We start from the raw sequence: 17,582 nt of genomic DNA, 5'->3' as shown, positions 1-17,582 counted from the left end.
GCAGCCCGCAACCGCGGGCTGGCCACAGAGCCACGGCGGCTTTTTGCCGGGGCGGTTAAAGCGACGGCGCCAGCCGTCAGCAGCCGTTGACGTTGACCTTCGCCATCAGACTCTACACGAACCCGCCCGCGGGTTCGGCGGAGCTAGGCGGCTCTGCCGCCTTAGCGGAGTGAGGCTGACGACTGCCCGCCAGGGCAGGAGCCGAAGGGGGCCATGGCCCTGCCCGTGAAGTGGCTTTTGAAAAAGGAACAGAAAAGGAAAGTCAGAAGGAACACGGATACCAGGAAACGGATTGCTTTGATGTGCACAAAAACGGATAAGGCCGGTGCGGCAGCACCGGCGCTGTCCGGCCCTTGCGTTTTTTGTTGCGGAGCTGCGCCGCGCAGAATGCAGAAAGTGAAACCGCCCCTTTCAGCGCGGGTCGATTAAATCCACGACCATCGACAGGATCTCGTCCATGATGTGGGGAGCCACCTTTGTGCTGTAAGTGGCCTTACGGGCAGCCAGGTCGAGCGAACGTAACTGATAGCAAAGTGCAACGCCCGTCACCTTACCCGATTCGGTGCTGTCTCCGTCTAACCAGACCGTCACGGACTGCGAACGCGCGGCCCCACCGCCACTCGTTATCGGTACACATACCGCCGTTCCCAGCGCCGCAACAAGCTCCCTGGGAGAAATCACAAGGTAATAGTGCGGCCCTTTAAACTCCTTTCCCTCAACCGGATCGCCGTTAACGTGCCAGATTTCACCTTTCTGCGGGATTCTGCGCGATACCATCAGATAAACTCCCTTCCCTGTGGTCTGTCATTCGCGCCGTCGCTGATTTCGTCGTTGAACTGTCGGATTTCATCCTGGTCAATCCCTGCCAGTAGCTGTGCCACCGTCTTACGGCCACGGGCAACACGACCTGACGGACGAATACTCACGGCATCCCCGTCTGCGGTAACGTCCAGCAGTGTGCCAACGCTCCAGCCTGCTCTGGCTGCAATGTCGCTTGGAATGGTCAGCACAACCGCCCCGCCCTGCTGCCTCAGTTTTGTTACTGTCATACGCCCTCCGGTGTGTGTAACTTTGTCACACTTATGATAGCACAGTGTGAAACAAAGTCACACTTTATCGGCGATTAAATCTCCTGTTTTCGTTCAGATATAACGCGTAAGTATTCAGATGATGCACACATTTCCCTTCTAGGAATCAGACTGAAGCATCGTTTTGAGTTCCTTTTTTGCCGACCGGCAGAGATAATCACCGAGGCCATCAGGCTCTGCTCGCACCAGCCTGAGCGCCTCTGCCCACGCCTAGACGGAAGAAAGGGGCAGCCTGGGCCGGGCCAGTGTCCAGTCAGTCACGGTTCCTGTGATCTCACCGGCTAAGTGCAACAGCGTACCCAGCATCAGTTCCTCACGATTCTCCTCATCCGGCTGGCTCACAAGTTCGCGCAGGAAACAGAGACTCGCCATCATTTCTTTCTTTTTCTGTTCTGTGTAGCTCAGTGATGTGTTCATGATCGCCTTTCTCCGAAAGCAATATTAACGCTGTAGCTGTCGTGCTGTTACATGGCCCGCGCAGACTGGTGCGCTACGCGTCCTGTTCAACCTGCCAGTGACGACTGGCCGAAAGGAGCATTTCGCAGAGCGGCATGCCGGTTTCACTGCATAAATGCATCAGGTCAGTGAGGAAATCGACAATAACGGTTTCGGCAGATTCGCCGTCGGTATTCAGTCCGGTATAGCGGGCGAAGGCGGTCAGAGCGGCAGCGGCTGCGCCTGCACGGCTGGCATTATCAGCATCAAACGGCAGGCGATCCGTCACCTGTTCTGCCAGGCAGGATAAATCGGCAACGTTGAGGGTTTCAGCCGCTCTGAGCGTGTGGCATTCAGGTAATGAAAAACTATGCATGTAACGTACCTCATTCGTGTCAGAACGGGCCGGACGTGTCCGGCCCCGTTTTATCAGATAATGACTTTGCGGTTATAAGTGGCTTTCGTGGTGGTTTCCGGCATAGTTTCGTGTACTGACATGGCATATCCCCTTTTAGGCTTTTAAAAATCATCACCCGGTGAGTTTCTCCGCCGCGGTGTTGACCTGTGAGCTGAACGGCTGTGGTTTCCTGTGGTGTTTCATCACCCGGTTGAGATCCCACGCCGCAGGGGCGTTAACTGGCGCGGTCCAACGCAGACCGACCAGGACAGCGGGACATTTTTTCCGGCTTCATGAAAAAATGTCCACGCTGTTTATTCCATCCTGGACGGCAAGGCGGACCGTGGCTGTATCAGCCCCGGTGTGGGCGTAAACCGGCATGATGAAAGAGGGAATGAGGCGGACAGCACCGCAGTGCCGGCCGCGCGGAGAAACGCAGCGGCAGGGCTCTGCTCATAAGAGCCCTGGCGGTATTTTGCCGGGGCGGTGAAAGCACCGGCGACAGCCGGTTGCAGCCGTTGCGTCAGGATGGAAACCCGCTGCCCCGGAACGGGGCCGGGCAGAGACGGCCTGCCGGCTCTGTGCGGAGCATGACAGCCGCCCGGACGCCCGGGGTAAAGGACCTTTTGCTTTTAAACTGCGGCAGACTGAAAAAAGTGTTGTTAAACCGCCCTCGCTAATGAATATTAATGCCAATAAAAAGCATATAAATTCACATGAGAGAGATTCAGCATGTCAGTCACCCGTCCCGTTGCTGCTCAGTTTGAGGCGTACAATGCGCATGATATCGACGCTTTCATCGCCTGCTTTGCAGATGATTTTAAGGGCTACCGTATGCCTGCTGAAACGCCCTCAACACAGGGAAAACCGGCGCTGCGTGATTTCTACATCAGCAACCGTTTTAACAATCCCGCACTCAGAGCGGAACTGATTTCAAGAACGGAGCTGGGGAATAAAGTGTTCGATCATGAATTTATTCACGGCCTGTCACCCTCTCCGCTTGAAAGCATTGCCGTTTTTGAAATTAACGATTGCCTCATCTCAACGGCCTGGTTCTATTTCCCCTGAATCCGGGCACGCTGCCGTAATCAGCAGAACGGCAGGAAGCGCGCCGCCAGGCGCGTCCTCTGCCGTTCTGCCGCCGCAGGCGGCCGGTTTTTCGCCCAGGCCGGAAAGGGCGGCGGGCTTCCCTGCCCTGCTCCCCGCGTTTACGGATTAATGCCCTGCCAGGCACGACTGAGCGCTTCTTCAATGGCACGCGGATCATCATCTCCGCCGGTTTCGTGCTGTGCATCCCTGTCCCATGTGGCGATGTCGCACACAATTTCGGCGGCGGTTTCCTCCGTGATGTGCTCCTCGCTGAGTACCTTCAGCACGTCGTCTTTACGCCAGATAATCAGCGTGATTTTTTCCTCGCCCTGAAATTGGGTTTTCAGGCGGTGGCAAAGCTGGCTGACGGTTCCGTACATTTTTTGGCTCCTTATCGGGGGCGGCTGCGCCGCCCCCGCGCTGTCTGTCACTGGATGGTTATTCGTCTGTCTGCGCTCTCAGCGCGGCGCTGACACGTAAAAGCGCCTGTGTTTCGTCCTGATAAAGCCGCGCGGCCGCCCCCTCGCCGCTCTGTGCGTCCTCAAGGCGCATAAAATCCCACGCCACCCTGAGCGCAATTTCGAGCGCGGCGGCGGGCACCGTCGCTTCGCGGGCATGCCTCTCTTCCTCTCGGATGTTATCCAGTACCGCCTGGAGCGTTTCCAGGCTCACGCCGTATTCATGCTGGGAATCGAGTCCGTCGATTTGCTGCAAAATCTCGTCGGCGGTTTCGTCGGTGATCCGTACGTTATCGAGTACGCTGAGCACGTCCTCTTTTGTCCAGATAATCAGCGTCATGAGTTCGTCGGATTTGTAGCGCTGGCGCAGTCGCTCACAGATTTCGTTAACGGTTCCGTACATGGTGTTTTCCTCTGTAGGGGCGGCCCCGCCGCCCCGTGGGTTATCAGTTCAGGGCGCAGAAAATGGCGGCGGCTTCGGGATGGGTTTTCACAAACTCCATCAGCTGGCGGTGGCGCTGGCAGAAATGCGCACACAGTTCCTCATCGTCGTGACGGTCGTAGAGCCAGCTGTAAGCGTCACATCCACACCGTCTTCCATTTCTGCCCGTGTTTCCTACCATGGACACTTTCACGAACATGGACACTACCGTGGACAGAAACACGCCTTACATCAGCAGACCCTGGATCACTACAGCACTCAGCCTGCGGTTTAACGACGCCCTGACCTACCGTGAAATCGCTGAGCAACTGAACATCAGCACTTCCGCTACGCATAAAATGTTCAAGCGTTTTCGCCGTACGGGTATTAACTGGCCGCTGCCCGAAGACTACACGCCGGAACGGCTTGATGAGGAGCTTTACGCTTTCAATCTGGAAACGAATCTGCCCGTAAAAAAGCGGCGCCCGGACTGGCCGCTGGAGTTCAAAATCCGCATGGCGGAGCTGAGCCTGCAGCCGGACGCCTGTGTGGCACAGCTGGCCCGGGAGCACGGGGGCAACGATAACCTGGTGTTTAACTGGCGCAACCTGCACCGTCAGGGCCTGCTGGACCCCGCCACGCGCGCCGGGATGATACCCGTCATGGTTGAGCCTTTTCCCGTTCCGGTCAGGCAGAGCAGTGGGGTTCCGGATTCGCCCCCCGTTATCAGCTGTAAGCTGACGCTGCCCGGCGACACCCTGAGCCTGACCGGCCCCGTGACACCGGAGTTGCTGCGGGCGCTGGTCAGTGAGCTCCGTGAGAGTGAGGTATGATTAGCTTTCCGTCAGGCGCGCGCATCTGGCTGGTTGCCGGCGTGACAGACATGCGCTGCAGCTTCAACGGGCTGGCGGCGAAGGTGCAGAACACGCTGCGGGCAGACCCGTTTGGCGGCCATCTGTTTATCTTCAGGGGCAGGCGCGGCGATATGGTGAAAATCCTCTGGGCCGATGCGGACGGCCTGTGCCTGTTCACCAAGCGCCTGGAGCGGGGGCGCTTTGTCTGGCCGGTGAACCGGGACGGCAGGGTGCACCTCACGCAGGCCCAGCTGGCGATGCTGCTGGAAGGTATCAACTGGAAGCATCCGCAGCGGATAAATCCTCCTGGCCTGCGCATCTGAACCGGCGTAATGTGAATGCATGGAACGCTCACTCTCTGCAGAAAACGCCCGGCTCAGGGCGCTGCTGGACACGCAGCAGCGAAGCCTTGAGCAGATGGCCGAATACAACCGCCTCCTGTCACAGCGGGTGGCGGCCTACGCCAGCGAAATCAGCCGCCTGAAGGCGCTGGTTGCGAAACTGCAGCGCATGCAGTTCGGCAAAAGCTCCGAAAAGCTGCGTGAGAAAACGGCACGTCAGGTGCGCGAGACTGAGGATCGCATCAGCGCCCTGCAGGAGGAAATGGCGGAGGTCCTGGGTGAGCAGCATGACCCGGCACTCCCGCAGCCGCTGCGCCAGACTTCCGCCCGCAAACCTTTACCGGCCTCGCTTCCCCGTGAAACCCGCACGCTGACTCCGGAAGAAACCACCTGTCCGGCGTGCGGCGGAGAGCTCAGCGCGCTGGGCTGCGACGTGTCGGAACAGCTGGAGCTCATCAGCAGTGCCTTCAGGGTTATCGAAACGCAGCGGCCGAAGCTGGCCTGCCGCAGGTGCGACCACATCGTTCAGGCCCCCATGCCGTCAAAACCCATAGAGCGCAGCTACGCCGGCCCCGGCCTGCTGGCGCGCATTGTCACGGCGAAGTTCGCCGAACACACGCCTCACTACCGACAGTCGGAGATATACAGCCGCCAGGGCGTGGAGCTGAGCCGTGCCACGCTGGGGCGCTGGTCCGGCGCGGTCAGCGAACTGCTGGAGCCGCTGTATGACCTGCTGCGCCAGTACGTACTGATGCCGGGTAAGGTGCACACCGACGATATCCCGGTCCCGGTACAGGAGCCTGGCAGCGGCAAAACGCGCACTGCCCGTCTGTGGGTGTACGTGCGGGATGACCGCAACGCCGGGTCGCATCTGCCGCCGGCGACATGGTTTGCATACTCACCGGACCGGAAAAGTATCCATCCACAACAGCATCTTGCCGGGTACAGCGGCATCCTGCAGGCGGATGCATACAGTGGCTATAATGCACTTTACGAAGACGGCCGTATCACGGAAGCGGCCTGTATGGCGCATGCCCGGCGAAAAATCCACGACGTCCATGTCCGCACGCCGACCGGCATCACCACCGAAGCGCTCCGGCGCATCGGTGAGCTGTATGCCATCGAAGCAGAGATACGCGGCAGTCCGGCAGACGAGCGGCTGGCAGCCAGAAAAGCCAGAAGCATTCCGCTGATGCAGTCGCTGTACGACTGGGTGCAACAACAGATGACAATACTGTCGCGCCACTCCGACACGGCAAAGGCATTCACGTACCTGCTGAAGCAGTGGGACGCGCTGAACCTTTACTGCCGTAACGGATGGGCGGAAATGGACAATAATATCGCGGAAAACGCATTGCGGGGCGTTGCCCTGGGCCGGAAGAACTGGCTGTTTGCCGGTTCAGACAGGGGCGGAGAACGTGCTGCTGTTCTGTACTCACTGATCGGAACCTGCCGGCTGAACGACGTGGATTCGGAGGCGTGGCGGCGCTACGTGCTCAGCCACATTCAGGACTGGCCAGTGAACCGGCTGCGCGATCTGCTGCCGTGGAAGGCCGATCTTACCTCCGCTGTTTTGACCTGACCCGGTTATGGCACAGAGCTGAATTTAATCTGACAGGCTGCTCTGTGCCAGAAGCGGGAGTATCTAACAGCACTTAGTGTTGATAACAGGGAGCAGGTCAGGAGCCAGCAGAACTGTAAATCTCATTCCTTAAACATTTCAGGATAATTCTGTTTTTATATATTCAACCGGACCTGTCGCTATAATCAAAAAACAGACAAAACAGGCTACAGCCATGAAGCACCAGCATCATTTTCCGCAATGCGGATCTTTTACAGCCAGGTAGTAAGGAGAATAATATGTTGAGAGATATCGAGAAGGTTACGAATACTGTCACAGGCGAAGCCCTGATGTCACTTATCAGGGAGGATGCACCAGTCAGCAACGAATCACTGGCAACACGCCTGCAACATTTTCTACAGGCTGAAGAAGACGCCCACAGGCGTCAGGCAATACTTGCTGCAGTGAGTATGTTAAATACCTTTACAGGTAATCATGATTCACCCGATAACATTACTCAGAGTAAAAAGAAGGTTTTCTTCCTGTCAGCCACGAAACACTGATCACATAACAGCGTAAACCGCCTTAAGGCGGTTTACGAATACGCAGTTAAATGCCCCCTACATTTATAATCAGCTATCGTCTTTAGATTCAGCAAAACTATTGCATAATAACGTTTCAACGCTTTCCTTATGCAACATAAAAGTGGTCTGCTATCTGTAAATTAATACGCGGCTTCATTAGCAGATTCTTCATGTACTGTTGAATAGCTTCGAACGTCCGTTCCTCGCTCATAGCAGACATATCTAAATTGTTTAATTGAACGTGCCAACATCAGACCAGCGCAGGATTGACCGGATCGTTCTCTTTCAGACACAATCGAAACGACGCTTCTGATGTGTCGGGGATACTTACTCAGAAACCGGCGGAATGGTTGTGGACTGTAGTTGTGCTAAACCCCGGCTCAGCTATGGCGTTTTTGTCATTTATAGGGAGTAAACATGGAAGTAACGGTAGAAATGTGTCCGCCAGATGAATGGGAATCCATGGTGAAAATTTTTACCGAGATGGAAGAGCACTACTATGGTAAGGGCATCATTCAGAAAACACTGTTGAAGAATTATCTCCGCAATCGACTCTTCAGTCAGCTCTCCGGTACTCTGGTGCTCAGGGCTCGCCGCGATGCAAATATCGTTGGGCTGGCGTGTTGCAGCATTCTCTATCCTTCGCCCCGGTACAGTGGAGAGTTACACATCAAAGAGCTGCATGTTTCACGGAGTGAGAGAGGTAAAGGCACTGGGGAATCCATAATGCGCTTTATGGCAAAACTCGCTCTTGAGCATGAGTGTCGTAGCCTTAGCTGGAATGCCGAGAAATCAAACGCCGGAGCAAACCGTTTTTATCAATCTTTAGGGGGCAGAATAAATGGCGATATTGTGAATTATTATCTCCATGGTGACCTCCTGAGTAAACTGGCTTCCGGCAGTTTGGCACCGTCTGGAGGCTATACCGGTTAGTCTCTCGCACTGATTTGGCTTGCCAGCAAGGCAGAGGCAACTGCGTAATATTGATGCCGTGTTCGCTCTGTGCCAGGAGCTGACATTAGTGATCATTGGTCGGCCACTGCTGAGCAGCAACATTACATGCCCTATATGTCTGTTAATATGCGCACAATACTAATGTTTCTGGGTAAGAGTGATATGCCTCAAATAACCATCCATATTCTGAATGCGCAGGAAAAACTCACTGTTCACTGTGAATGGCTGCGAACTACCCTGAAAGATACCTTTGTAGAAGTCACAAGGCTGATGCCGACTCCTTCAGTTGATGTCATAGTTAAGGCTGGGAAGTGTGTTATCCCTGAAAAAGGGCATGCCGGTTTTTGTCCTGAATCTGGAGTTATCTATATAACCGTCGATCCTGAAAACCCTGCATTTTGCAAAAACGTTGCGCACTCTATTGAACGTATGTTTGCTCATGAACTTCACCATGCTGCAAGGTGGGCAGGACCGGGATACGGCTCAACGCTGGGAGAAGTACTGGTCTCTGAAGGACTTGCCGGGCATTTTTCTCTTGAGCTTTTGGGTGGTGAAGCTGAGCCCTGGGAAAGCCTCAAGTCCGATATTGTTAAACCCTACTATCCACTAGTGTTTGAAAACTGGAATCACACTGATTACGACCATAATACCTGGTTTTTCGGAACAGGAGATTTACCAAGGTGGCTGGGTTATACCGCAGGGTTCAATCTGATATCCAGGTATCTCGCTTCATCTCCACATTTGAAAGCATCAATGCTGGCGAACATAAAGGCTGAGGAGTTAAAAGCTTTTATATGAAGTAGATACTTTTAATTTCTCTAACGCTGTTATTCAACTCATAAGCGAAACTCGCTTGGTCCGCTTTTCGCTCATAGCGGCTGTTGAGGCACAAAGGTCCGCTCCGTGCCAGAAGCGGACATTGCGAATACAAATTTTGTGTTGATCTGCGTAGAGAAAAATGGTCTCTGTATAGATTGCTAAACTTGAGAGCTGAAGCACCTCATCAATTTTCACTGTAAGGACAACCAGATGCCTGACTACCATTTCTATCAAAAAGGTAAACAGATAGTTGCGTTAGAACGTTCGGAGGAAGATCAGGCATTTAAATTAATTAATCAGGGCTATGAAAAGCAATTTGAAGAGATTAGTGCGGCTACAAAAAAAAACGCACTCACGCGTCTTACTAACATTCGTACAGATAATCGGACAGACCAGCGTAACTTTTTAGCAGGTGCTGGCACGATGCCGTTGATAGGCATTTTGACGGCAGTCGCAGTTTTTCTATTACGAAAAAAACAGCCCTGACATTGACTAAGTCCGCTTTTCGCTCAAAGCGGACACTGCCCCTGAAGACCAGAAACTTGTTTCATAAACCAATGCTGACGAGACTTACTGCAGGGTTTTCATGTCGTACCGCGCCAGTCAGCAGCGCGGTACTCCGATCAGAAATGCGTCCAGCCTTCGTCCTTGTTCGTTACGCCGGTGCCTGTTTCCGGCGTACTGAATTTCTGTCTTACGGGTTCAGAGGCCGCATTAACAGAAGACGTAATGACCTGACTACCCAGACTGAATACTGATACGGCCTGGAGAAGCCGTCCGGCCTGATCTTTAAGGCTTGCTGCCGCTGAGGCCGACTCCTCGACGAGCGAGGCGTTCTGTTGCGTGGTGCTGTCCATCTCCGTTACCGCAATGCCTACCTGTTCAATGCCGCGGGCCTGTTCGGCGCTTGAAGAGTTGATTTCCTCCACGGTATCAGCCAGCTTTCCGACCGCTAAAAGGATGCCTGACATTGTTTCAGAAGCGTGTAGCACCAGTTTGTTACCCTCTTCTACGCTGTGCGCATTCGCCTCAATAAGCTGACGTATTTCACCGGCAGCTGTGGCACTGCGCTGTGCCAGAGACCTCACCTCACTTGCCACCACGGCAAAGCCCCGGCCGTGTTCACCAGCCCGGGCCGCTTCAACTGCGGCGTTGAGCGCAAGAATATTCGTCTGGAATGCAATTCCGTCAATAACGGCAGTGATTTCGGCAATACGGCCGGAGCTTTCGCTGATGGTCTTCATGGTCCCGGTAATGGCTCCGGTAGCATCGCTGCCTTTATTCGCCACATCGCGTACTCCCACTGCCAGCTGCCCGGCCTGACGGGCGTTTTCCGCATTGTTCTTAACGGTCATACCCAGCTGCGTCATGGTTGCCGCTGTCTGTTCAAGCGCACTGGCCTGCTCTTCAGTCCGCTGAGAAAGGTCGGCGTTACCCTGTGCGATCTGGGTGCTGGCCGATGCAACACTTTCCGCATTGCTTCTTACCTGGCTGACGGTGTTAATCAGCGAGTCCTGCATGTCACGAATGGCTGACAGCAGGACCCCTGTCTCATCTTTATGACCAGCATGCACTGCGCCACTCAGGTCACCCAGGGCTACGCGGCGTGCAGCCTGAACAGCCTCCCTAAGTGGCAGTGTGATACTTCGGGTAATGAAAAGTGCGGATATGCCGGCCAGTAATACTGCAACAATACCTGCGGTAATGAGCATCATCAGTGCTGATGAACGGTCTGCGCGCGCCTGTGCAGCAGCGTTAATCATCCGCGCTTCCTGATGGTCCTGCAGTTGTTTCAGGGAAGCCATGAATTCACCCTGGCTTTGATAGCGCGGACCAAAAAGCAGCTTCGTGGCTTCGTCGCTCTTGCCGTTTTTCGCGAGGGCCACAACTTCATCAAGGAAAGGCAGGAAGAGGTCTGCCCGGTTCGTGAGACGCTTAAAGATTTCCAGCCCTGTGGGTGAGTGCACCTGTTTCCGGAGAAGTTCGAGCAGGCCGTCAAGCTCATGCCTTTCGCTGCGGTAGTCACTGATGGCTTTATCTCTCTGAGACTCATCCTTGAGAAGAATTGCATTGCGTGCAAGGCGACTCATATCTGAGGTGAGATAGCGCAGAGACTGGGAGGCGGAAGATTTACTGTAAAGGCTTCCTGAAATTTCATCATTTACATTACCAAGCGAGTTAACTTTAAAGACGCCAATCAGCATCATGGTAATGACAAGCAATGCCATAAAGCCGAAGGCTGCACTGAGCCTTATACCTATTTTTATATTATTCATGTAGGTTCCCTGATGTCAGGTATCAGCACTCATGTATTGAGTAGTCAGCGCTGATACAGAAGCTCTCCAGTACTGGAGAATGATGTCATAAATTTCCGCTTTGTTTTAAGTCGGAATTATTACTATCGGCAGCATTGAAATAATGTTCATCCTGACTGTGCCAGACCTGAAAGCCGGGGAGAGCGCATGGCTGTTTCGGAGCCATGGTTAAACTGGCATGAGCATCGAATAGTGGGGCAGTAAGTGCTGCTTTCATCCTTACAGGCATGAAAAAGCCTGTAATGCCCGCATTTCACTTTTTGCGGATTTTCCCTGACGAATATGTCCGCTTTGTGCCAGAAGCGGACATTACCAACCTCATGTTAAGTTGATTAGCGGGTAGCAGGTCATCATGACCGCATTCTTATGCTAAATTTGGGTGTCGTGCATACAGTAAAAGGATACGTATGAGAATCGAGATCTGTGGAGATTCTGACATTCCCGATCTGGCAAAGATTTTTGTCGAGATGGATTCCTATTATTTCGGGAGTGAAGCGGCCAGCTATGAAGAAATGCTCTCTTATCTGACCCACAGGGTTTTTTCCGTCTATTCCGGAATAAGTGTCGTGTGAGCATGGAAAAACGGAGTCCTTGTCGGATTTGCAACGTTCACACTGATGTTTCCTGCTCCAAAGTGCTCCGGTCAGGCATATATGAAAGATCTTTTCACTTCAGCGGCGGTGAGAGGTCAGGGAGTCGGTAAATCACTTATGCGATTTATTGCAGCTTTCGCCGTTGAACATGGCTGCACGCGATTTGACTGGACCGCTGAAACCACCAACCCGAAAGCTGCCGAATTTTACTTGTCCCTTGGGGCTTCTTTCATCAAAGAAAAGCAGTATTTTCGATTGGATCATCAGCGTTTAGCTGCGTTTGCTATGCAGAACGCACATCCCTAAAGCCTATCCCGGCTTAGAAGCGGCACTACATGGCCGGGATGTTATTTCAATTTGGCAGAATTGCCGCTCTTCATCATATTGACTTCCGCTTCTCGCTCAAAGCAGCCCCTCTCTAATTGATTGTGCTAAATCAACAAAACCTATCAGCTAAAGTCTGAGCTGATGCACCTTCATGCGAGTGTCAACACGGTCAATATGCGACGCTTACAGCCAGCTACGGTGGTTAAGTACCAGCGCCGTGATGATGATCCCCGCTGCGTCGGCGCTGATTTCCAGTTCCGTCCAGTGGTAAGGGTTTGAATACATGTATCGTTCCTCCCCTTCGGGCTTCATATAGCCCCCGCCCCCTGGCAGTTGTACGAAGTCCCATACCGTGCCGTCATAGTTGGCCAGATAGCGGCTGGCATAGAGGTACACGTTGTTTTCAGCCTGCGCGTAGTCGTGGCCAAACAGGGAAGGCAGAAAACGCAGGTTCACAAAATCTGCCAGGACAGACGCTGGCGGGTAAACGTGGAATTGTGTGTTCATCAGATATCTCCGCAGTCAAAGGGGATTACAGTTCCGGCCTGTGCCGTGCCTGAATGACAGCCCGACGAAAAGCGGAGTGATCAGGAGCGACGACGAGGCCGCAGCGCAAGCGAGCGGAGCCGTGATTACGCACGGCGCTGACGCGAATATTGAGCGGAAGCGCGACGGGAGTAAGCGCGGCGGAGGGAGTGCGAACGGGGGAGGAGGCGAGCGAAGCGATCTCTTGATCACGCAGCGGTCGGGCTAAAGTGAAGGCACGGCACCGGCCGCAGACCGCACGAACCGGGGTTTCTGTCCTGTCCCGCCGCCAGGCGGAATAAAGCGGCGCGCAGCAACATCCTTATTGCCTGTTGTCCACAGACCGGTGCATAAACCGGCCGGAACCCTGTGGATAAAAGCGCAGCGGCGGCAGTATCCGCGACATAAAAAAGAGCGGTCATAAAATGACCACTCCGGTATATCAGTTCAGGTGCTTGCGCATCAGGCCGGCCCGCCGGTAAAGGTTTCGCTTTACCATGTCCCGCAGCCGCAGATGGAACTCGTAAAGCGATTCCTCCAGGTCGTTCACGTCATCGGTGAGCTGAGTGAGTTCTGTATTCAGGGTCTGGTCTGTCATGGTGCTGTCCTTCTGGTCTGGTTAAGGTGAATAAATCAGGCGGCCCGTGCGGCGCGCAGTTCGCCGAGACGACGCAGGCCGGCGGCGTGGTACTGCTCAAGCAGTTCAATGCCAATCCAGCGGCGCCCGCTCTGATCCGCGGCGACGCAGGTCGAGCCTGAGCCGGCAAAGGGGTCTAATACCAGGTCGCCGGGCTTCGTGAAGGTTTCGATGAGCGGCTGTAGCACGCTTACCGGCTTTTCCGTCGGGTGGTGACGGTTGCCCGTGTACTGCCAGGGCATCACATCGGGCAGCGGGTTTGCCGGCAGCGGCGGGCGCCCTTTGGCCAGCAGGTAGGCGCTCTCATGCTGATACCCGACAAACGCCGATTTCGAGGCGTAGGTTTTGGTGAAAACGAGGTGCCCGACAACGCGGAAGCCCGCCGCCTTCCAGGCCTGCATGAAGACGTCCACGCGGTTCCAGCCGTAAAAACTCACTGCCAGGCTGTTGTTTTTGAGTACGCGGAACATTTGCTGGCTCGCCGGCAGCACCCACTCATCGTTAACGTCGTTGGCGATCGAACGGCCGGACCGGTCCTTGAAGCCGACGAGGTACGGCGGATCGGTGAGAATGAAATCGATGCTGTTATCCGGAAAGCCGGACATGATCTGTACGCTGTCGCCACGCATGAATCGGGACATAGTTATGCTCCTCAGTTTCAGGGGGCACCCCTGTGGTGCCGTGACCACCACAAAGACGGGCTAAAAGCGGAGCAGGCAGGGGCGACACCGGAAGCCGCACGCGCCGCCGGAGCGGACTGAATGTCCCGCGTACGGCGGGGAACGGGTGAGCAGTTGTGTTTGGTGTCAATCGGAACGGGAGATAGATGCACAGCTGCATTAAAAATGTTTGTTTGTGAGCGATGCAGACACTATTCCTCAGAGACGGCTCTGACGTATAAAGTAGAGTGAGTATTATTGAAAAGGTATTTCTGGCATGAACCCCTATGAGAGACATTACAGGCAACTCATGGCAAATGGCGCGGCGGCCTGGGCTGGAGAAGGTTATCCCAGAGCCAAAAAACAGCAGGAGAAAATATTTCGGTGGCTTTACACACACCAGTATTTACCCCACCCTGGTACACCTGTACTTGAGATGGGGTGTGGGAATGGAGCAATGGCAGCGCAGTCGCTTGCTGAGCTCGGGTATTCTGTCTGGGGAGTTGACTGGTCAGAAACGGCTATCAGGTGGGCAGAAGATCGTTTTCAGCAAGCCGGGCTCACCGCAAGATTTATTGTCGGCGATGTCTGCAATATTCATCAATGCAGGGACGCGATGTTTGAGCTGATTATTGATGGCAGTTGTTTACATTGCCTTATAGATGACGCGCGCGAACTTTTTTTTTTGCAGAGGTAAGAAGATTGCTCCGACCCGGGGGACGATTTGTAATCGATTCTATGTGCGGAACTCCCCGTCAATCCGAAGATGTTGAAGTGTATGATCCACTCAGGCATCATTTACTGAAAGAAGGCCGTCCCTGGCGGACCCTGATGCCGCTTACGGATTTAACTGATGAAGTACAAAAAGCGCATTTTAATTTGGAGGCGTTCAGAGTTAATAAAAATAAATGGTGGGATCATGCCACAATAGTCTGTTCGGTGAAGCAGTAACGTGCTGTGTCATCCGCAGAACGCTCCGGGCAGTGTGTTGCACCCATCGGTTAAACTCACAGTGCAAAGCAGGCATGGATAGACCATCGAAGTTTTCGTAACTATGAGCCGCACCTAATACCTCTGCCGTCATCATCGCAGCTAAAACATCCCGACAACGTCCGAATATGCAGGGTTGGGTTGCCTGACAATTCAGTTACTCAGCAGTGAGGTGGAGTTAAAACAGGCCCTGCAAAATAACCTTTCAGAGCACCTATTGTTAATATTTTGAATTTTTTTTTCAAAATGTAGCCATTTTGTCAACGTAACGCTCTTTTTATATACATTTATTGTCATTACTATTTATGTAAGCATGAGGGCTTGATTATGAAATCAGTTATTCAAGAGAAGATACTTACCTTGTTTTTGTGTGTCGCGATTACCGCTGTAATCGTTAAATTCATTTCGAAAAGTGCTTTCTACGTTTCACATCCTTCTTTATCCATTTCGTTAACAGTTGCTGTAGCAGTAATCATCTCGAACGTGGTAGTAACAAAAATAGTTTCCAAAAGAGGATAAATGACATGCTTAGAGAACTGACTGAAATTGAAATAAATAATGTTTCTGGCGGTAATGCTAACTCAGGTTATGAAGGCCCGAACTGCACCAACGCCGCGATTAAGGGGGGAGTGACCGGTGCAACGGGCGGTGCTGTCGCCGGTGCTATCCGTGGCGGTGTGACGGGCCTTGCTGGCGGTCCTGCAGGGGTTGTAGCAGGAGCAGGTGCCGGGGCAGCTGAAGGGGCTGTTTATGGTGGTGTTTCAGGGGCTGTCGGAGGGTATGTGGGTTGCCGGAATAGTGGCTCTGCCAACAACGGCGGCAACAACGGCAATCTTGGCGGGGATTCAAACGCCAACAGCGCTAACGGACAGTGCCATTGGTAAACAATTTTCCGGGCATGTGAGACTTATTATTCCATGCCCGTATCTGAATTTTCAGGAATGAAAAAAACTTTGCTTATGGAGCTGGCTCTCAATGCTTTACAGAAAGGAGGTGACTGAAGCCAGGAACAATTACTGGTCGGGCAAAGCTGTATTAATTTCCGGTCATCGTGGCCATTACATTATTACTTTCACCTTAATTTTTTTTACCGCATTTTTAGTGCTCATCACGTCATGCTCCTACACCCGCAGAGTCAGTGTTTCCGGCGAAATTGTCTCAACGCCCCGAGCCGTGACTGTCTTTTCTCCTCAACAGGGATTCATTATCAATCGTGCGGTAAAGCAGGGCGAACAAGTGAGGAAAGGACAGCCGCTTTACCGCATCGACGTGAGCCGGACCACCACCTCGGGCGTGGTCAGCCAGCGACATCATGAAAGTATTCAAAAACGCATAGCCACTTTGAATCAGATTGCGGCTGATATAGCCCGTAATCGTGCTCTGACGCTTTCGATGCTCGCAGAGGAAAAAAACCGTTACGAGTCGGCCCTCCAGCGGTCTTCCGAAATCGTTGCGCATGCGCGGGAAGGCCTGAAACTGATGAAAGAGAATATGGACAATTACCGGCAATATCAGCATCAGGGTCTGATAAACCGCGACCAGCTTATCAATCAGACGGCTCTTTATTACCAGCAGCAGAATGACATGCTGGGGATTGAAAGTCAGAATCAACAAAATGCGCTACAGGTAATGAATCTGCGCAGCGCTCTTCAGACCCAGGCGGCCGACTTTGACAATCAGCTCAATCAGATTGCGATTCAGAAAAGCGCGCTTGAAAGTGAGTTAACGGATGCAGATGTCGGCGGCGACCAGATAATAACGTCCCCCGTTGACGGAACTGTTGATACGCTGAGCGTTACTCCGGGCCAGATGGTGGCGTCCGGAGACAGTCTCCTCCAAATTATTCCCGGCGATGCGCATTACCGGACACTGGTGCTCTGGGTGCCTGATTCAGCTATACCTTACCTCTCTGCAGGAGAACCGGTTAATATCCGCTATGATGCGTTCCCCGCTGAGAAGTTTGGCCAGTTTCCGGGTAAAATAGCATCCGTGGCCCATTCACCTGCTTCCTGGCAGGAAATGTCAACTTACCCTGGCGCTCCCCCCCCATTCTCTCAGTGGTCCCCAGACATGGTACAAAATCCTGGTCAACCCGTCCTCCGACCATTTTACCTACAAGAATAAAACTATACGTGCTGAAAACGGGATGAAGGCCTCTGTAACATTGTTTCTTGAGGAAAGGAAACTGTATCAGTGGATCCTGTCACCGCTTTATGACATCCGCGACAGCGCAACGGGGGCAATCCATGAATGAAGCGCTTCATACCATGATAAGGGGGCTGCTGCAGCGGCATGGAGGTGCCTGAGGTTAAGCGCCTGAAGTCGCTTGAGGAAGAGAACGCCAGACTCAAGAAGCTGCTCGCCGGGGCCATGCTGGATAAGGAGGCGCTTCAGGTGGCTCCTGGGCGAAAGTACTGACGACAGACCAGAAGCGCGAAGTCGTGGTGTTGATGTGTGATGCGACCGGTCTGTCGCAACGTCGTGCCTGCAGACTCACAGGTTTGTCCCTGTCGACCTGCCGCTATGACGCTCAGC

At 53.5% G+C, this 17,582-nt stretch carries 22 protein-coding genes and 3 pseudogenes; 15 read left to right on the top strand and 10 right to left on the bottom strand.

Annotated elements, in window-relative coordinates; all coding sequences use genetic code 11:
• Window positions 1–411: 411 nt before the first annotated feature.
• The 4 genes from NR177_RS22595 to NR177_RS22580 form a co-directional block, all read right to left on the bottom strand.
• Complete coding sequence (locus NR177_RS22595; protein ID WP_164483429.1) at window positions 412–777, bottom strand: type II toxin-antitoxin system PemK/MazF family toxin; 366 nt, start codon at window positions 775–777, stop codon at window positions 412–414.
• Window positions 777–1,049 carry an antitoxin gene (locus NR177_RS22590; protein ID WP_029571206.1) on the bottom strand — a complete coding sequence of 91 codons (273 nt, stop codon included), beginning with the start codon at window positions 1,047–1,049 and terminating at the stop codon, window positions 777–779. The genes NR177_RS22595 and NR177_RS22590 overlap by 1 nt, the downstream gene beginning before the upstream one ends.
• Before the next feature lie 249 nt (window positions 1,050–1,298).
• Window positions 1,299–1,505, bottom strand: coding sequence for a hypothetical protein (locus NR177_RS22585; protein WP_256853697.1), 207 nt, complete (start codon window positions 1,503–1,505; stop codon window positions 1,299–1,301).
• A 73-nt stretch (window positions 1,506–1,578) separates the two neighbouring features.
• Window positions 1,579–1,899, bottom strand: a complete 321-nt coding sequence (locus NR177_RS22580; RefSeq protein WP_256853696.1) for a hypothetical protein — start codon at window positions 1,897–1,899, stop codon at window positions 1,579–1,581.
• Window positions 1,900–2,652: 753 nt separating this feature from the next.
• Here NR177_RS22580 and NR177_RS22575 point away from each other — a divergent pair.
• On the top strand, window positions 2,653–2,988 hold the full coding sequence (locus NR177_RS22575; RefSeq protein WP_256853695.1) for a nuclear transport factor 2 family protein: 336 nt from the start codon (window positions 2,653–2,655) through the stop codon (window positions 2,986–2,988).
• Between the two features lie 140 nt (window positions 2,989–3,128).
• On the opposite strand, the gene NR177_RS22570 is transcribed toward NR177_RS22575, so the two are convergent.
• Together NR177_RS22570 and NR177_RS22565 are read right to left on the bottom strand one after the other, a co-directional pair.
• Window positions 3,129–3,389, bottom strand: a complete 261-nt coding sequence (locus NR177_RS22570; protein ID WP_256853694.1) for a DUF1380 family protein — start codon at window positions 3,387–3,389, stop codon at window positions 3,129–3,131.
• Window positions 3,390–3,447: 58 nt separating this feature from the next.
• Window positions 3,448–3,870: a DUF1380 family protein gene (locus NR177_RS22565; RefSeq protein ID WP_256853693.1), complete on the bottom strand. Its 423-nt coding sequence runs from the start codon at window positions 3,868–3,870 to the stop codon at window positions 3,448–3,450.
• Between NR177_RS22565 and NR177_RS22560 the strand changes: the two genes are divergently transcribed.
• The 8 genes from NR177_RS22560 to NR177_RS22525 all read left to right on the top strand — a co-directional run bounded on the left by NR177_RS22560 (window position 3,869) and on the right by NR177_RS22525 (window position 9,487).
• The gene (locus NR177_RS22560) at window positions 3,869–4,183 is read left to right on the top strand and encodes a hypothetical protein (protein ID WP_256853692.1); all 315 of its coding nucleotides are present in this window, start codon (window positions 3,869–3,871) and stop codon (window positions 4,181–4,183) included. The genes NR177_RS22565 and NR177_RS22560 overlap by 2 nt on opposite strands.
• Window positions 4,119–4,721 carry an IS66-like element accessory protein TnpA gene (tnpA, locus tag NR177_RS22555; protein WP_256853691.1) on the top strand — a complete coding sequence of 201 codons (603 nt, stop codon included), beginning with the start codon at window positions 4,119–4,121 and terminating at the stop codon, window positions 4,719–4,721. Before NR177_RS22560 ends, tnpA begins: the two co-directional genes overlap by 65 nt.
• On the top strand, window positions 4,718–5,065 hold the full coding sequence (gene tnpB / locus NR177_RS22550; protein WP_063881273.1) for an IS66 family insertion sequence element accessory protein TnpB: 348 nt from the start codon (window positions 4,718–4,720) through the stop codon (window positions 5,063–5,065). The genes tnpA and tnpB overlap by 4 nt, the downstream gene beginning before the upstream one ends.
• Window positions 5,066–5,084: 19 nt before the next feature.
• Window positions 5,085–6,665: an IS66 family transposase gene (locus NR177_RS22545; RefSeq protein ID WP_256853690.1), complete on the top strand. Its 1,581-nt coding sequence runs from the start codon at window positions 5,085–5,087 to the stop codon at window positions 6,663–6,665.
• 278 nt (window positions 6,666–6,943) lie between these two features.
• The gene (locus NR177_RS22540) at window positions 6,944–7,207 is read left to right on the top strand and encodes a hypothetical protein (RefSeq protein ID WP_174260965.1); all 264 of its coding nucleotides are present in this window, start codon (window positions 6,944–6,946) and stop codon (window positions 7,205–7,207) included.
• 438 nt (window positions 7,208–7,645) lie between these two features.
• Window positions 7,646–8,161: an N-acetyltransferase gene (locus tag NR177_RS22535; RefSeq protein ID WP_256853689.1), complete on the top strand. Its 516-nt coding sequence runs from the start codon at window positions 7,646–7,648 to the stop codon at window positions 8,159–8,161.
• Between the two features lie 126 nt (window positions 8,162–8,287).
• Window positions 8,288–8,980: a DUF2268 domain-containing putative Zn-dependent protease gene (locus NR177_RS22530; RefSeq protein ID WP_256853688.1), complete on the top strand. Its 693-nt coding sequence runs from the start codon at window positions 8,288–8,290 to the stop codon at window positions 8,978–8,980.
• Window positions 8,981–9,211: 231 nt separating this feature from the next.
• Window positions 9,212–9,487, top strand: coding sequence for a hypothetical protein (locus NR177_RS22525; RefSeq protein WP_256853687.1), 276 nt, complete (start codon window positions 9,212–9,214; stop codon window positions 9,485–9,487).
• Between the two features lie 137 nt (window positions 9,488–9,624).
• Here NR177_RS22525 and NR177_RS22520 read toward each other — a convergent pair whose 3' ends face one another.
• Window positions 9,625–11,277, bottom strand: a complete 1,653-nt coding sequence (locus NR177_RS22520) for a methyl-accepting chemotaxis protein (protein ID WP_256853686.1) — start codon at window positions 11,275–11,277, stop codon at window positions 9,625–9,627.
• Between the two features lie 446 nt (window positions 11,278–11,723).
• Between NR177_RS22520 and NR177_RS22515 the strand changes: the two genes are divergently transcribed.
• Together NR177_RS22515 and NR177_RS22510 are read left to right on the top strand one after the other, a co-directional pair.
• Window positions 11,724–11,888: a hypothetical protein gene (locus NR177_RS22515; RefSeq protein ID WP_256853685.1), complete on the top strand. Its 165-nt coding sequence runs from the start codon at window positions 11,724–11,726 to the stop codon at window positions 11,886–11,888.
• A gap of 12 nt (window positions 11,889–11,900) precedes the next feature.
• Window positions 11,901–12,215: pseudogene (locus NR177_RS22510) on the top strand (GNAT family N-acetyltransferase); the annotation flags it as partial.
• Window positions 12,216–12,419: 204 nt separating this feature from the next.
• Here NR177_RS22510 and NR177_RS22505 read toward each other — a convergent pair.
• The 3 genes from NR177_RS22505 to NR177_RS22495 form a co-directional block, all read right to left on the bottom strand.
• Window positions 12,420–12,743 carry an antirestriction protein gene (locus NR177_RS22505; RefSeq protein ID WP_256853684.1) on the bottom strand — a complete coding sequence of 108 codons (324 nt, stop codon included), beginning with the start codon at window positions 12,741–12,743 and terminating at the stop codon, window positions 12,420–12,422.
• A gap of 460 nt (window positions 12,744–13,203) precedes the next feature.
• Entirely contained in the window at window positions 13,204–13,359 is a 156-nt protein-coding gene (locus NR177_RS22500) for a hypothetical protein (RefSeq protein WP_256853683.1), read from the bottom strand.
• A gap of 35 nt (window positions 13,360–13,394) precedes the next feature.
• Window positions 13,395–14,039 carry a DNA methyltransferase gene (locus NR177_RS22495; RefSeq protein ID WP_256853682.1) on the bottom strand — a complete coding sequence of 215 codons (645 nt, stop codon included), beginning with the start codon at window positions 14,037–14,039 and terminating at the stop codon, window positions 13,395–13,397.
• Between the two features lie 295 nt (window positions 14,040–14,334).
• Between NR177_RS22495 and NR177_RS22490 the strand changes: the two are divergent.
• From NR177_RS22490 to NR177_RS22475, 4 genes and pseudogenes are all read left to right on the top strand, one after another.
• Window positions 14,335–15,008, top strand: a pseudogene (locus tag NR177_RS22490) (class I SAM-dependent methyltransferase).
• Window positions 15,009–15,571: 563 nt separating this feature from the next.
• Entirely contained in the window at window positions 15,572–15,931 is a 360-nt protein-coding gene (locus NR177_RS22485; RefSeq protein WP_256853681.1) for a hypothetical protein, read from the top strand.
• A gap of 91 nt (window positions 15,932–16,022) precedes the next feature.
• Complete coding sequence (locus tag NR177_RS22480; protein WP_256853680.1) at window positions 16,023–17,171, top strand: HlyD family secretion protein; 1,149 nt, start codon at window positions 16,023–16,025, stop codon at window positions 17,169–17,171.
• Between the two features lie 165 nt (window positions 17,172–17,336).
• A pseudogene (locus NR177_RS22475) lies at window positions 17,337–17,582 on the top strand (IS3 family transposase); the annotation flags it as partial.

Source organism: Pantoea sp. Fr+CA_20, assembly GCF_024520835.1.
Lineage (GTDB): Bacteria > Pseudomonadota > Gammaproteobacteria > Enterobacterales > Enterobacteriaceae > Pantoea > Pantoea allii.
The sequence above is the reverse complement of the archived record's forward strand: the minus strand, read 5'-3'. Positions and strand labels throughout refer to the sequence as shown.